Origin of the sequence: Chitinophaga filiformis (genome assembly GCF_021646545.1) — a bacterium.
GTDB classification, from domain to species: domain Bacteria; phylum Bacteroidota; class Bacteroidia; order Chitinophagales; family Chitinophagaceae; genus Chitinophaga; species Chitinophaga filiformis_A.
The window spans coordinates 51,473-67,133 of sequence record NZ_JAKIRP010000018.1 but is presented as its reverse complement, the minus strand read 5'-3'; the positions used below and the strand labels follow the sequence as shown (position 1 = coordinate 67,133).

The following is a 15,661-nucleotide window of genomic DNA, read 5'->3' as shown; positions in this document are numbered from 1 at the left end:
TTTACAATATTAACAATGGGATATTTTTTTCGAATACTACATCTTTACATCGTATACGGTAAAGCGGTAGTTTACTACGCATAATCTAAGAGAGAGATCATTTGTCCTTTTTAGCTGGCAGCAAGGAACAATGTGCAAACCAATATCTCTTTGGACTGAATGATACTGCAATATTTTACCACGCAATGGGTACACAAATATAGCTATCATTCTTCCAGTGTATTTGCAACGGTAAGTGAAGCAAACCGGGGTATGAATGAGGTACACCCTGCCAATACCTAATCTTCCGGAGAGTGATTAAACCAGGAAGCCGCCTTCAAAGTAATGAAGACGGCTTCCTGTATTTCCAGCTGTTGCAGTTCTAATACGAAAGAGTGATCCCTTTACGCCTCTTGATCTCCTTTTTCCTCATTAGCAAGATCGTTCATTTTTACCACGGTGTCCTTCACCTTTTCCATAGATGCCGGTAGATTCTTTCCATGGCACTGGCTATATGGTTTCATGCTGCCGCAATAACAAACGCTTCCCAGCTTTCCCCCCTCGCTGTAAAAAAGCACAGCATTATTGAACAGTGAATCATAGTGATTGTATACATTTCCTATGAATGTACTACTGAAATGGTGCTGTTCATTACCTACCCGGGTAGCAAAGCCCAACAAGTAATCTTTCATTCCGGCCAATAGAATAATATGATCTACCAGCGGATTATCTACAACGCTACTCCTGATACTCCCAATATGCTTTCCCTCATATATAAATCTGTCATCGGGAATAAACAACAGCTTCTCCAGCGGCACCCGCGGCGGGGTGATATCAATGAGATTTCCCTCCTGGTCTTCCCATACTGCATAATGCTCGCCTTCACAGATGAAATCACTTAACCAAACGGCCCATCCGTAAACCAGATTACCACCATCCCTGGCAACCTTCTCCTGTACATTAAAATAAGAATTCCCCAAAGTAGCCGCAGGATCAGGCTTTACAGGGACAATTTCGTGTTCATATTCTGACCCGATCTTGTCGATCAGTTTCCGGACCGGACCGGTAATATCAATTGGACTTGTCATACTATTGTTCATTGTAAAGTGCAGCGTATGGCCGAATGGCCACATCTGCACTGCTGTAAAGGGGCAAAATTAGTGAAGTCGGGGGAATAATCAAGATCGGCATAGTCTATATATGTTTCAGTGTATGGTGCTGACGATGACGACCTTCCTCCGCGCACGGCAAAGAGCATTTAATGCTAAACAAAAGAGGTGTCTCAAATAGTTCTGAGACACCTCCGCGGTATTAGCTTGTAAAGCCTCACAGCTTCATAAACTTCCATTGTAATTCTTTGCCAGCGCTATTGATAAGCTTTACTATGTACATTCCCTTTGGCAGATTTGCCACTGTAATAGCGGCCGTTTCCTTTTTGCGGATATCTTCCGTTAAATAGCAGATGCCATTTATACCAAAGATATCTGCTGACCGCCAGTTTTCCGACGCCAAAAGCGGCCCTATATAAAGAATATCCGTAACAGGGTTAGGATAAGCATTTATATTTGGTATCGAAACCAATTCATTGTCTTCGCTTATGTTACTGCAACCATCTTTTTGAGCAATGACATGATAAATGCCAATACGGGATGCAGCCAGCGATGTTCCGGTCCCCCCCGCAACAGGTTGCCATGACGTCCCCTCCTGGAATTCCCATACATAATTAGCAGCAGGTTCCGGGTTAGCAACTTCCAATAAATTGCGGGATGTAGAAATAACAGGTTTGTTTGGCATTGCTTTCATACGGATGATGGCCGTATCTGTATTATTCTGTGCGGCACATGCCTCGTCCGGAGGTACAATAACCGCAAAATACCGTTTTGTCGCTGAAGCATTTACGGGTGTAACATCCCATTGAAGCGCTTCCCCTGCAAATAACGCAGTTCCTGCGGAAGTCTGCACGCCTTCATTGCTTATTTCAAATAATTCAACTGCTGAGTTCAATGGAACATAGTCAATAGCAGGTGAAACATTAACCTTGAAGGCGGATGCACATATTTCATCCGGACAATCCACAGCACCTTTCATGATAGTTCTTTCTTTCACTGACAGCGAAACCGGTGTACTTACTACTTCTTTGCTGGTAACACAGAATTCAGAACTCTTTAGCACCACCCACACCTGATCTTCATTCTTAAATGACGAAGCTGTATAAGTATTTGCGGCAGTCGCGGCTATTGTATTATTTACCCACCACGTAATATTTGGTTGTGATCCTCCATTTTCGTAGTCAGCCGTCAAAGTAAGCGTACTTCCCTTACAAATCGACGACGTGGGTAATATAGATATGCGCGGTGTAAGCGGCACATCAGTAGTGGTTTCGGCGACTGAAGTGTCACTGCTCAGATTATCAGGAGATAATTGTATCGCTCTAATAACATGCTTACCGGGTTGATTTTGAGTCAGCCATAAGATTGACCTATCCTTGTCAAATGTCATTTCTATTCCGTCACAATATCCTTTACAGGTGTTTCCACTACCAATACCACTAACAGCTATCTTTAGCGTATCGTTCGCACATTGACGACCGGCCGCTAATACAGGTACACCGGGAAACGTTACAGGTGGACCAACTGCGTTTACATACGTAATAAAATCTGTACGCAAGGGGCTGCCCGCACTTATATAGAGCCGGTAATAATAAGTTTGTCCGGGAGTCAGGTTATCGATGTCTGCAACACCACTGGCATAATCGAAGCATAATATGGAAGTAAGATCACTGCAGCTTCCCTTGAATAATTCTATAAAAACAGGTAAGTCCCCAGACGAAGTTGCCGCCGCAATCTGGTGGCGTGTAGTATTAGCTTTGAATTTAAACCAGATATCGTTGTTGGCTGTCCCGGAGCAGCCAGGCAAAGACAGGGTCGCTCCGATGTTGGAATATGCAACTCCATATTGATACCCGGTAGTAGGAATATTTATTGCTCCGCTGCACTCATCATTTGGTATTGTAACTGTATTTGAATTGATGCTTATGTTAAATGTTTTTGAAGGAGATGACCAGCCGGCTCCTCCATATACACGTATATAATAATTTTGACCCGGCACAAGATTATTCAATACTACCACTTCTTTTTCATTCAGCCCCGTATTGTTTACGCAAGCAAGAGATGTAAGCTGGTCGCAGGAACCACTGAACGCCTCCAATATATAGTCATCAAAACTCGTTGGTGTTAAATTAATAGTATGTGTAGCGGATGCAGCTGTGAACTTGTACCACACATCGCACGCCATCAATCCATAGTCAATGCACCCGGCCATCGACTGAGTAGAATACCCCAACGTACCATTGTAGTTAAGCGTGTTGGTACCATTTTTATTCACCGCCAGCGCTACAGCACCTCTACACTCATCGTTGGCAGGCGGCGGAGGTACACTGACTACTCTTGTACTTATATTCGTCCGCAAATCAGACCCATTAGAAAAGTAAACGCGATAATAATAGGTTGCCCCTACCGTGAGGTTCTGAAGATCGGATAATTGACTGGGATCAGCCTTACAAAAGATGGAGGTCAAACCCGTACAGCTACCTTTAAACACCTCTACTGCAATGGGATCATTTCCAGATTCAGCGCCACAGACAACCTGCTGTCTGCTTTGTTTTGCAATAAATTTAAACCAGATGTCATTCGTTGCAGCACCTATACACGCAGGTCTGGATAACGTGGCTCCTACATTAGTACTTATTACCTGGGAAATTGCTGTCGGACTGGATACTTCCACATTGGTAGCACCTTCACATTCGTCATTAGGGATAGTACTTGTATTTGTGTTAATACATATATTCAGTCGCATTTCCTGCGATGCCTTGCCCCATCGCTCATACAGTCTCAGATAATAGGTTTCTCCAACATTGAGATCGGTCAAAACGGCAGCCTCTTTTTCGTTAGAAAATGTTACGTTGACACATGCTATAGACACTAAATTCTGACAATCCCCTTTAAACACCTCGAATATAAAGTCATCATAGGTCTCAGGCGTAATCGTGAGGTTATGCGTCGTACTGGTGGCAGTGAATTTATACCAGGCATCATTGGCCGTATTGACACCCGCTACGCAGGATGGCATTGACTCTGTCACAGTGCCAAAATTTGTGGTGTAGCTCAGCGTAGTGGAAGTATTATTGTTCACCGGAAGTGTCACAGCTCCTGTACATTCATCATTTTTCGGAGGCAGTCCAGGGCTGTATACGGAGGTAGTAAAGTCGGTGTTCAAGCCGCTGCCGTTTCCGAAATAGGCCCGGTAATAATAGGTTCTCCCCCGAACAAGGTCTGTAAAATCTGCAACCTGTCCACTTTTATTGAAGCATGATCTCGGCACAAGTGCGCCGCACCTACCTTCAAAAAATTCCATTACCACGGGATCATTAGGACCGCCATTAAGAGTACCAGTATATATTCTATGCCGCGAACTGGTCGCTGTAAACTTAAACCATATATCCCTGTCGGTCATTCCGGCACACGCGGGCATTGACAAGGTAGCTCCTATATTAGTAGACCGGTACCTGGTACCGTCAGTTGAAATATTAATAGCGCCCTCGCATTCGTCGTTATTAATAGTACTGGTATTGGTATTAATGCATATACTAAATGTGCCCGACGGCGATGCACTGCCAAATACGTTATAAACCCTTATAAAATAAGTCTCTCCCACTGACAGGTTTGTCAAAACAGTTACTTCCATTTCATCCAGGTACGTAAGGTTTATACAGGCTATCGACTGCAATGAACCGCATGTGCCACTAAATACCTCGAAAGTGTAATCAGCATATTCGATCGGTTTGAGTGTAATGTTATGGGTAGCCGACGTGGCAACAAACTTATACCAGACATCCTTGGCCGGATAAGAAGACCGGATACATGCCGGCATACTTTCAGTAGCGTAGCCCAAAGCGCCCTTGTAAACAAGATTCGAACTTATATTGTTGTTCACAGGTAATGTAATGGCTCCGGAACATTCATTATTGGAAGGAGCCTGCGCGGATACCGATAGTGGTATTACTAATACTGTCCCAAAAAGTAAAGCAAAAAAAAGACCTACTTTTATCACAGGTCTGAAGGCTGAGTTAAATGGCATAGAGTAATGTTTCAAAAAAATTTCTTTAACGGCGCGGGGCTGCTATAGATATAGGTTGCAAACTTCTGCGCGCGCGAAATTAAGCAATTTTGACTACAAACTATCCCGATAAGACCAGAATCGGGAGACACATCGGCCAATCTTTGTTTTCTCCCGCTGGAATTCAGGCGGTCGCAACTGAGTACATTAACTCCTGACGCCACCGCTCTCGCGCTCCCTCGTCTACCATGAAGCCCAAGGGGCCAATCCCGGCCTACAGCCCATAAAATGAAAAAAGGCGGGCATCGCGTCTTTTTTTGAGTGTTTGCGAATAATTCTTTTTGTGTAAATTCGGTTATGAATATCAATCTTCTTTACGATTTATTATTACCACGAGTTGTTACCCGTAAAAAAACAAAGTACTTGACTTCCCCACAGTTATCTGAACCTAATACAGTTCTTATTAACAACTCTTATTTTCTTGTAACCACAGCGAGTAGCATATCGCTGTACAGAGCCCCTATACGGGCCTTGTCTTGTATAAACTCATTCTCTTTCAGATTTAATAATTGACCGCCGCATTTTAAAACAAATCCCTTATGAAAGAAAGACGATTAACCCATTTCTGTACAAAGCAATTTTATTATCTGGCATTGATATCTCTGACTACACTAAGTCTCGGACCAGGATGCCGGAAATCAACACAACCCGATCCCTGCGAAGATATACTTAGCGAACGACCACCTACGATGGTAGGACTCTTATTTATAGACGGACAAACGGGAGAGAATATTCTCCTATCAAAAAACATTGATGCATCGGCTATAGCGATCACTGTCGAGGGAACAGACCTTCCGGCACAACAAGGCATGATTAGAAAGGACTCAGCGGCGCCAGCGTATGGAGCACTCGTGTTTCATATTGCTGATACAAAACAGGGCGCATTCAGATATAAGATAAACATTCCAGATGTAGGTAGCGCTACGCTATCCTATACCAATATGAAAGTAAAATCAGACAATAAGTGTAACCCGTATTATATGGCTGTAACCGATCTTGCAATCGAGGACCATCCGTTTAAGCCCGCAGGAATAGTCAACCGGATGTTATTTGAAGTAACGCTTTAAGCGTTATTACAAACTGACCATGACTAATAACCACCCACGGATAATGGCTGTTCTAACTAACCATCCGCCAGGTCGTTACCGATATATTTTCATGCTATTCATTAGCATAGCAAAGGAGGAAGGGATAACGCCTTCCTCCTGCTTCGTTTCATGTATGTTCTTACTTTATCTAATCAGAAATCATAGATCGTATATGTCACAGGTGTTGACCAGGGGCCATAACAGGTGTTAGGCGCGGTACCATGTGCATTCCTCCACCTGAAGGTAAAGTCGCCCGGGAAAGACGCATTTGTAACACCAGGAACATAGAACTGCAGCTGCGGCATACGTCTAATCTCCCAATAGTACACTAAACCGTCAGTAGTAGCCGGAGAGCTGGAACCAACAACAAGGGACTGAATATTCACGTAATTGGCATCCGGATCGCCGGCCTTTTTGACCTGCACCTGGCTTGCCATATTAAAGACATAATTCTGGCAGGCGCCCGGACTGCCCACAACATAGCTACCGGCTATCACGCCACAATCAATAGTGGAAAGCGGCGGTGTTGATGGTGTGGCTGGAGTTATATATACATTGTCTATCCGCTGACATGGGTCAAGTCCCGTACCATATGGAGATATTGGCGCATAAGGCGTTGTAATAAGATAAGTCACCGCACAATCGGTATATACCACTGCAGATCCCTCTATTGCAGTATAAGCGCCCTCAGTCAGGTACTGATCCGGAATGTCAGTTTTAGTATAAGTAAGAGTATACTGTTTTACTCCCGGCTCATTGGGATCGTCTCCTGTATATGTAAGCGTAGTCAGAGGAATACTTAAGTCCTGAAACGTGACGGTGGTGCCGGATTTTATCCTTATCCTTCCTTTACTGAACTGTGAAGCATTATTGGGGTTAGTCATCACCAGGTCGAAAGAACTACGGATCTTCCATTCCAATATCAATGTATGCTTCACGTTTTGGCAGTCGTAAATAGTATGCTTCACAGTTGTGAATGTATTCGGCCCAACAACAGCCAGTGATGGGTCTTCGCAGATTTCATCCGGTGTAGTCAATATTCGTCCGGAAAGATTTGCTTTGATTTCTACGCCATTAGCATCTGTTAGTATGCCAGGTACACTTCTATTGACCGGGACAGTAACGGTGTGGCCTTGCTGTTTTATCTGACTGGCCAGAAGATCAGAAACAGTTCCTTTAGCGCCCTGCGGAACTGTCTCTTTTACATCACGCCGGCAAGCACCTGCAAGCAGGACACAAAGCCCCAATAAGCTGAAGGTTTTCAGGAACATGGGTTTACAAAAGGAAAATGTTGTTTTCATATAACGGGATTGTTGGTTAAGTGAGCGGATTCAGAAATGGTTTTGAGGATGTGTGTCTTTATTTTCACCGAATATACTGTAAGCTGCTGCAGAAGTTTCGCAGTAGACCAACTTGCCGATGGCAGAGGACCCATATTTATCAATTCCAATAAGAATTATTAAATTACACCGCGATAAACAACCTTAAGCACCCTTTACACCCGAATTTTTAATGCTCGAAAAGCACCTACAAGTCCTCAGTGATGTAAGATCCAGTAAAATACCCGTCAGCGATTTTCATTTTCAACAGTCAGAAGACGAAGACATTTGCGATAATAATCAGCGAAAGAGATCTTATCTGATAATCGCACTGCTGTATGATCCCCTTCCAACAGACGAGCCACTGTTACGTGAGCTCTTTCTGCAGGAGATCCTCCGCGCTGAAAATGACGCCTTCCAGGGCATAGGCGACGCGATGACCCGCAACGCAACACTGCTGGCACGGTTTAAAAACCCGGAGAATGTCTGGCTTTTTACGCGCGCGAAACAGGCGAACTTTGATACATCATGCGGATTTGACTATGAGTTCCTTGTATCCGCCGGCATCGACGAGAGCTATGACTTCGTAGATAGTTCACAATCGGAGTGGAAGGATGCATTTTATGCAATTGCAGGCCCCTCCCGGGATCGCTGTAATATAAGCACCGAAATCCTGGATGATTTTGAACAGCGTCTGCAGTTCCAACTGGAAGCCAGCCTTGATGACACAGAAGATCAAATTGAATTGGCCATCGAACTGGATGAGAAGGACATAATAAGGGAGAAAGTTGCGCAATGGAAGACAGAAAAACAGGAATGGACGGCCGCTGAAGCAACAGCATTAGATTACTATGAACAACTATTAGGTAATACCGAAGGCCGGATTGCAGCGAATGAACTGGCATTGACACTTGAATCAAGAGACTTCATGAAAGAAAATATATTGAATAATCTCTGTGCACTTTATCTGAAAACCGGCAATACTTTAATGGCGTGGGACCGTATGCAATCAAGTCTCGCAATGGCAGATCCTAACCACTGGTTATCGGGCGACGTCGTAGCACGATTATTTGAAATAGTCTGTGCCCTTAATTCCCCTGAACATCCAATCGCCGCTGAAGCGTTTTCCCGCGGCATGCGGGAACTCCCGTTGCTACCGCCGGCACAGCTACGTTCGACATTAAAAGAGATGGCCGGAAAAGCAACTATTATGATGGGCGACAAGAAGGCAATAAAGATCGTCAGTAAAATGTTTCCCTCTCAATAAAAGACGATGATGTTAAAGGAACCAACGCCAACGTTAAATACGGCTGGTTTGTTATTTCCCAGCTGTTACATTGTCCTTCCTGCTGAAAGAAATAGCGCTTTACCTCATATGGCTGGTAACAATATCACAATAAGCTATGAAAGTGAACATCTTAAGGAGATGAATTAATTTCAGTCGGTTGACATCCGCCCATTGGAAGGAGGAACAATTCCCCTACTTAGCCGTCGCTTTTTACCAATGTCTGAAATCTGTTTTCTAATATCATTTTTTTTCGCTAAATTAACATACACAAACATATACCGCCAATCGCTAACCCATATATGAAATCACTAAAACTATGAGCACATCTTCATCCGTATAGCTGTTTAGGTTAAATATTTTTCTATAGCCATGGCCTTTAGATACTGTTGAGCACTATAATTACAACCGCAGTAAGTTAAATTACATTTATCGAGACAACAATATCTCACCTTTAAACCCTAATTACATGAGCAAAGTTTTACTTCTTGCAACGGCATTGTTATGCAGCACAATGTCGTTTGCACAGGACTACTGGAGGCCACACACAGATGCCGCCAGGATTACCACCGACAAAGCCGTAGCCCGACTTGCATTTCCGACTGAGTACAAATTGTTTGACCTGAACTTCACTCCCCTGAGGAATGAAGTATTCAAAACCGTAAGTAATGCGGCATCACATTCAACAATCATTTCGTTGCCTAACGCAGACGGGCAAATCGAACAGTTCGAAATTGTAGAAGCCTCTAACTTCGAGCCTGCATTACAGGCAAAATTCCCGGAAATAAGGGCATTTTCAGGAAAAGGCATCACCGACAAATCGGCCACATTAAAGTTGAGTATTTCTCCGCAGGGAATACAAACAATGGTCTTTCGTATCGGAAAGGAAAATGAATTTATTGAACCTTATTCTGCGGACCACACGGTGTACACCGTATTTAAAAAACAGCCGAGGACCTTGCCATGGAAATGTTCTACTCCCGAACAAAAACTGGCAGCTAATATCGGCAACCAGTTGCCCAACGCCAGGTCAACCGGCGATGCAAAAACACTGCGACTGGCACAATCAGTGACTGCGGAATACTCCAATTATTTCGGCGCCACCAGCTCTTCACAGGTTTCATTGGTACTGGCGGCTGTCAATGCCACACTTACCCGTTGTAATGGCGTTTATGAAAAAGACCTTGCTATTCATCTGAACCTGATCGCAGCAAGCACCAATGTATTTTATTATAACGCTTCAACAGATCCATATTCGAACGCCAGCTCAGGTGCAGGCGGCGCATGGAACAGCGAGCTGCAAAACACCTTGAACTCCGTAATTGGTGCAGCGAATTATGATATTGGTCACCTGTTCGGCGCATCCGGCGGCGGCGGCAACGCTGGTTGTATCGGTTGTATCTGTGTCGATAACTCAAAAGGAAGTGGTTTCACCTCCCCTGCCGATAACATTCCTCAGGGCGATAATTTCGATATCGATTATGTTGTGCATGAAGTAGGCCACCAGTTAGGTGCCAACCATACATTCTCCATGAGCAATGAAGGCACCGGCGTCAATGTGGAACCTGGTTCAGGTATCACCATTATGGGCTATGCCGGTATTACCAGCCAGGACCTTGCACCACACTCTATTGATATTTTCCATGCTGCGTCCATTGCACAGATCCAGTCTAACCTTACAGGCAAGACTTGTCCGGTAACTACCAGCATATCTGCCAATAACGCAACCCCTGTTGTCAATGCCGGCGGTAACTTTACCATTCCTATCAGCACTCCGTTTGCACTCACAGGTTCAGCTACTGATGCCAATGCCAGTGATGTGCTGACTTATTGCTGGGAGCAGAATGATAATGCTTCATCCTCACAGACGGGCTCTAATAGCGTGGCCAGTGCTACCAAAGCATCAGGCCCTAACTGGATATCATTTACCCCCAGCACGTCGCCAACCAGGTATTTCCCTAAACTGGCGACCATTCTTGCAGGCGGTCTGGTGTCTGGCCCTCTGTCAGGTGGCGATGCAGGCGCTAATACCGAAGCACTGAGTTCCGTTTCAAGAACTTTGCGCTTCCGCTTAACGGTAAGGGACAATGCACCTTATAGCTCTACGGCGCCGGTAACCATCGGACAGACCAATTTTGCGGATATGACGGTAACCGTTACCAATTCCTCAGGTCCGTTTTCCGTGACTGCTCCCAATACCGCTGTATCATGGGCAGGCAACTCATCACAGACCATCACCTGGAACGTTGCCAATACTACAGCATCCCCTGTTAGTTGTGCCAACGTAAAAATATCCATCTCTACAGATGGAGGTACTACGTTCAGCACATTAGTGGCAAGTACTCCTAACGACGGCAGTGAGGTGGTGACTATCCCAAACACGCCTTCTACTACAGCAAGAATAAAAATCGAAGCTGTAGGAAATATTTTCTTTGATATTTCCAACGCCAACTTCACCATCACATCCGGATCATCCTGTGCTTCTCCGGCAGGATTAACTGCATCCGCTATTACCAATACATCAGCTACGGTAGACTGGACAGCCGTAAGCGGTGCTGTATCATATGATGTGGATTATAAAGCCAGCTCCTCTGCTACCTGGATCAATGCTGCAACCGCAACAACAGCTACTTCTGTGGGCTTAACAGGTCTTACATTAGGCACTACTTATGACTACAGGATAAGAACCAATTGCAGCAGCGGCAGCAGCGCTTACTCAGCCGCACAATTCACCACCACCGGAGGCACTTGTACTGCTCCTGCTGGTTTAACCAGTTCCGCTGTAACAAGTACCGGAGCTACCGTTGGCTGGTCAGCCGTAAGCGGTGCATTAAGTTATGATGTAGACTATAAACCTGCTTCATCCAGTACATGGATCAGTGCAGCAACCGCAACTACCTCCACCTCAGTTAGCCTGAGCGGATTAACATCTGCAACATTATATGACTGGAGAGTAAGGACAAATTGTTCCGGCGCCAACAGCACATATACTACCGCACAGTTCACGACCTTAACGGTATCAGGTTGTGCCAATACGTTGGATAATTCAACCAATGGAACAACTGCCGGTGCTGCTACCATTCCTTTCAATACCGATGTCACTGGTCTTATCAGCCCAAGTGGAGATATCGACCATTACAAGTTTGTGATCAGCAACCGTGGTACGATCACTATTACATTGGGCACGCTGCCGGGCGACTATGATCTGAAACTGCTGAACAGCTCAGGTTCACAGCTCAATATTTCACAGGCAGGTGGCACCACTAGTGAAAGCATCAGCAGAACCCTTAATCCGGGTACCTATTATGCCCAGGTATATGGTTACAATGGCGCTAACAGTGCTACCTCTTGTTATACGTTACGTGTACAGTTAGGTACCGCCAGTCGCCAAAACGATGTTATCACCAGCGATGTACCAAAAGTGGTTGTATTCCCGAACCCTGCGGATAATGTATTGAACATTAACCTTGCAGATTTCAAAGGAAAATCAGAGGTGAGCATCTTTGATGTCAATGGCCGCGTAGTGCTGCGCCGTGAAATGAGCACAGTTAAAACGCAGCTGGACATTTCTGCATTGCCTGCAGGTGTTTATATGGTAAGGATCAGGAATGGCGCGAAAGAAGTGAGCATGACGAAGATCATTAAACAATAAAGACAATATAGAATATGATACAGAAAAGCCAGTGCCCTTCCAGGCACTGGCTTTCTTATTAAGATGAATTAACAGGCATTATATCCCGGACAACTGGCATACCGATTGCTGAACTTTTATGCTGCAGCACAAGCTTTCGGAATTGACCACAGGGCTGTTCTGATCGAACCAGGTCCGGGTCGATACGGGCACCTGGGAACCAGGAATTTTCGATAAGCTTCCGCGCCTTCGCCGACCTTCACAGTTCAATTCGTTTTTATAGAAATAGATACATCACGGCGTTGAATAGTTGAAAAAACATCCCCCTCTTCACTTTTTCCTCCGGCTTCGCCTTTTTTTAGCCCGCGAACCGACCATTTCTCCCAACAATTCCTCCGATTAAGTCCAACTCAAGTCCAACTCATGTTCAGTTCAATCCCTGTTCTTCCAGTTCACTATAGGCTGATTATAAGTACATTATAGGGTCTTTAAGGAGATATATAAAAGCACCTTTAATCACCTTATAATGGCGGTGAAGAACAAAGGCATAAGCGAACAAAGACCCTAACTATCAGCTTGTTAATACCAATTTTTACGTAAATTGAGCCATAATCTATTGAGTGTTATGGCCCAAAACTTCAACATCCTTACCCAGGGTCTTTCCGGTCATGTCGGAGACCTTATCTATTACGAGCGGAATGGCAGGCAATTCTGCCGCAAAATGCCCGAATATGGCCCGGATAGTATGTCCGCCGCCAGCAAACAAAGCAGCCGTGAGTTCGCCAAGGCCAGTAAAGCTGCAAAATCGATCCGTTCTGCCCTGAACGGTATATGGACGCCCGCACAGGACGAAACGACCGTATTCAGGCTAAATAAGGCCGTTTATGCGGCGCTGAGAGAAGATACCCTGCATCCCCGGGGTAAACGTGTATTCAGTGCCGCAGCCCTGCACCAGCACCTGAAAGATTTCCGGTATAATAAAAAGGCCGTCATGACCATTGGTGGGATAGATACCATCCGCCAGGAGAATGGCGCTGTGGTGGTGAGGCTGCCTGCCAACTGGCAAAACTGGTTGAAACCGCCTAAAGATGCCCGTTATATACAGCTCCAGGCGGTGGCATTGGACATGGACCTTGAGCAGCATACCTGTCTTGGGACCACAACGGCCGCCATTTGCGTCCGGCTGGGGGAAAAACAACACTCCCTGCTGTTGCCGGTTGCACCCGCGAGGGCCACTGCTACGATCGTTCTTTTGCAGATCCGTTTTCTGCATACCAATACAGGGATTCATACCTCCCATAAAGCCAGCAGCGAGCAGGCATTTATAACAGCAGTACTGGAGCCGGTTTTACCATTGGAAGAAAAAGCAAAAGATCCGCAGCGACCAGCCAAAACATCCCGGATTGCGAAGAAAAGCCGCTCCGCGGTGGATATACTGCGAGCTGTGAGTGAGCGGAAAAGGACGCCCACAACCACATGGAGAGAGAAAATCGAAGAACAGATCGTTCAGGGGAAAGGAATGAATATACCGGAAGAAACCGCCTCACTAAGGGCGTTTCATCACTATGACTATGACCAGTTCCTGGTGTGACTAGCTGCAGCGTTGTTTATTGTTAATACCTTTCTATAAGGGTAGTCTTGCTGTCTTTTGTAGTTTGTAGACAAATGCGGATAACAATTAGGCTCGCCGCCTTAAAACGAGGTAGAGAGGCTTTTATGGCATCAATGCCAGTCATGTCTACAATAACGGCATTGCTTTGCCATGGTTGTTCTGCAAAGTTTACCACATTTAGGACAGTTATTCATAAAAATTTTAGAATCATATCGTTCTTTTATCTTACTGGCAACCAGTATGTAAAACTGGTCGCGCCCCATTTTCAGCATAACTGATGCATCCTCGTTGTCTGAAAGCCACCCGTTTTTACGATAATATTTCGTTGCAATAGGATCGGGTTCGATACTTACAGCGGTCCCCGGCTCTAAAGACAGCCTCAGATATTTAGCAAGCGTCATCTGAATTACGCCTTTCTCTTCGAACGGAAGAAGTTGCAGATAGTGATCGATGATATATTTTGCGGTTTGTAAATCCATGGCTAAACGATGACAGTGTTTCAAGAGACGGCGCAAAGCTAGACAAATTATAACAGATGATACTCATTTTTGGCTCATTTCTACCCGACAGATACGTTACAACCAGACATACACACAACATAAAGGTCCGGCAGGAATGCCGGACCACGAGCTTAAACCTACAACTATTTCACTGTCGTGTAAAGTTAAATCCCTGTCCTTCAGATAACTGAAGACACCTATTCATTTCCTGTTTACTCATCCATTATCTGTTCCATTTTTGCATTTTATAATCCTGCCGTGATGACAATGCAAATGTGGAATTAAAAATATCCCGGAAAGAATCTTTGAGAAAAAGTGATGGAATTATGCGAAGAATGTAGCGTGTAAAGCAGGGTAAGCAAATTACTCATCATTACTTTGAGTACATACATCAATAACAGGAGAAGTCATGTATATTTATAGTAGATGACAAAATATCTATTGGGCGCCATGACGATTAAATACCTTATATCACTGATACTCCTATCCACCGTTTGTTTAATATCATGCGAGTCCTCCGCCCTGGTGGCCATTTCGAATGAGACCGCTACTGACAGAAGAATTAAAGTCATTTATCCGCCAAAATTCATGTTCCCGGGTGAAGCCATAGGACGGGGCCAGACAGGTAAACGCGATTCTATAGAAACCTATGACCTCGAATTGGAAGACATTTACCAGGGCAGGAAATTCATTCCCTTCATTTCCCGGGATACAGTTGCAAGAACCTATTCATTCGTTCTTAAAGCCAATCAACGGGCAATAGTTGAAAGCCGCTTCCTCGCATATACACCCACCTACAAGCAGATCTTCATTATTGATGATGTTGATACTATAAAACTCGTACGGTTTGGAAAGCACTTCGAAAGAAGGCCGAAACTGATGTTGGGCGGAACCTGGGAGTATTACATTACCGACGGCCAACCACCCAAAAGACGCGCTTACCACCAACCAGTTAAACAGAAAGAGCCCGATCACTTAGGTGAAATACTTGATATTTTAGGAGAGGGTATTTCTAATGCGTCAAAGCAATAGACTGCCAATGATGACCGGTTTGAGCAACCGGCTAGCCCTC

The 15,661-nt window shown here is 44.8% G+C and carries 9 protein-coding genes; 5 read left to right on the top strand and 4 right to left on the bottom strand.

Annotated features, from left to right (window positions below; genetic code table 11):
• Positions 1–383 precede the first annotated feature (383 nt).
• Together L3C95_RS30190 and L3C95_RS30185 are read right to left on the bottom strand one after the other, a co-directional pair.
• A complete protein-coding gene (locus L3C95_RS30190) occupies positions 384–1,067 on the bottom strand; it encodes a hypothetical protein (RefSeq protein WP_236394000.1) in 684 nt (227 codons plus the stop codon).
• 238 nt (positions 1,068–1,305) lie between these two features.
• Entirely contained in the window at positions 1,306–5,115 is a 3,810-nt protein-coding gene (locus L3C95_RS30185) for a T9SS type A sorting domain-containing protein (protein ID WP_236393999.1), read from the bottom strand.
• A gap of 578 nt (positions 5,116–5,693) precedes the next feature.
• Between L3C95_RS30185 and L3C95_RS30180 the strand changes: the two genes are divergently transcribed.
• Entirely contained in the window at positions 5,694–6,221 is a 528-nt protein-coding gene (locus L3C95_RS30180) for a hypothetical protein (RefSeq protein WP_236393998.1), read from the top strand.
• Between the two features lie 173 nt (positions 6,222–6,394).
• Here the strand turns inward: L3C95_RS30180 and L3C95_RS30175 are convergent, their stop codons facing one another.
• Positions 6,395–7,543 (bottom strand): hypothetical protein, encoded by a 1,149-nt coding sequence (locus L3C95_RS30175; protein WP_236393997.1) that lies wholly within the window; start codon positions 7,541–7,543, stop codon positions 6,395–6,397.
• Between the two features lie 211 nt (positions 7,544–7,754).
• Between L3C95_RS30175 and L3C95_RS30170 the strand changes: the two genes are divergently transcribed.
• From L3C95_RS30170 to L3C95_RS30160, 3 genes are all read left to right on the top strand, one after another.
• Positions 7,755–8,828, top strand: coding sequence for a hypothetical protein (locus tag L3C95_RS30170; protein WP_236393996.1), 1,074 nt, complete (start codon positions 7,755–7,757; stop codon positions 8,826–8,828).
• Between the two features lie 487 nt (positions 8,829–9,315).
• Positions 9,316–12,498 carry a reprolysin-like metallopeptidase gene (locus L3C95_RS30165; protein WP_236393995.1) on the top strand — a complete coding sequence of 1,061 codons (3,183 nt, stop codon included), beginning with the start codon at positions 9,316–9,318 and terminating at the stop codon, positions 12,496–12,498.
• 604 nt (positions 12,499–13,102) lie between these two features.
• Positions 13,103–14,068, top strand: a complete 966-nt coding sequence (locus L3C95_RS30160; protein ID WP_236393994.1) for a hypothetical protein — start codon at positions 13,103–13,105, stop codon at positions 14,066–14,068.
• A gap of 131 nt (positions 14,069–14,199) precedes the next feature.
• Here L3C95_RS30160 and L3C95_RS30155 read toward each other — a convergent pair whose 3' ends face one another.
• Entirely contained in the window at positions 14,200–14,568 is a 369-nt protein-coding gene (locus L3C95_RS30155) for a hypothetical protein (protein ID WP_236393993.1), read from the bottom strand.
• A 447-nt stretch (positions 14,569–15,015) separates the two neighbouring features.
• On the opposite strand from L3C95_RS30155, the gene L3C95_RS30150 reads away from it, so the two are divergent.
• Positions 15,016–15,621, top strand: coding sequence for a hypothetical protein (locus L3C95_RS30150; RefSeq protein WP_236393992.1), 606 nt, complete (start codon positions 15,016–15,018; stop codon positions 15,619–15,621).
• The last annotated feature ends 40 nt before the right edge of the window (positions 15,622–15,661 follow it).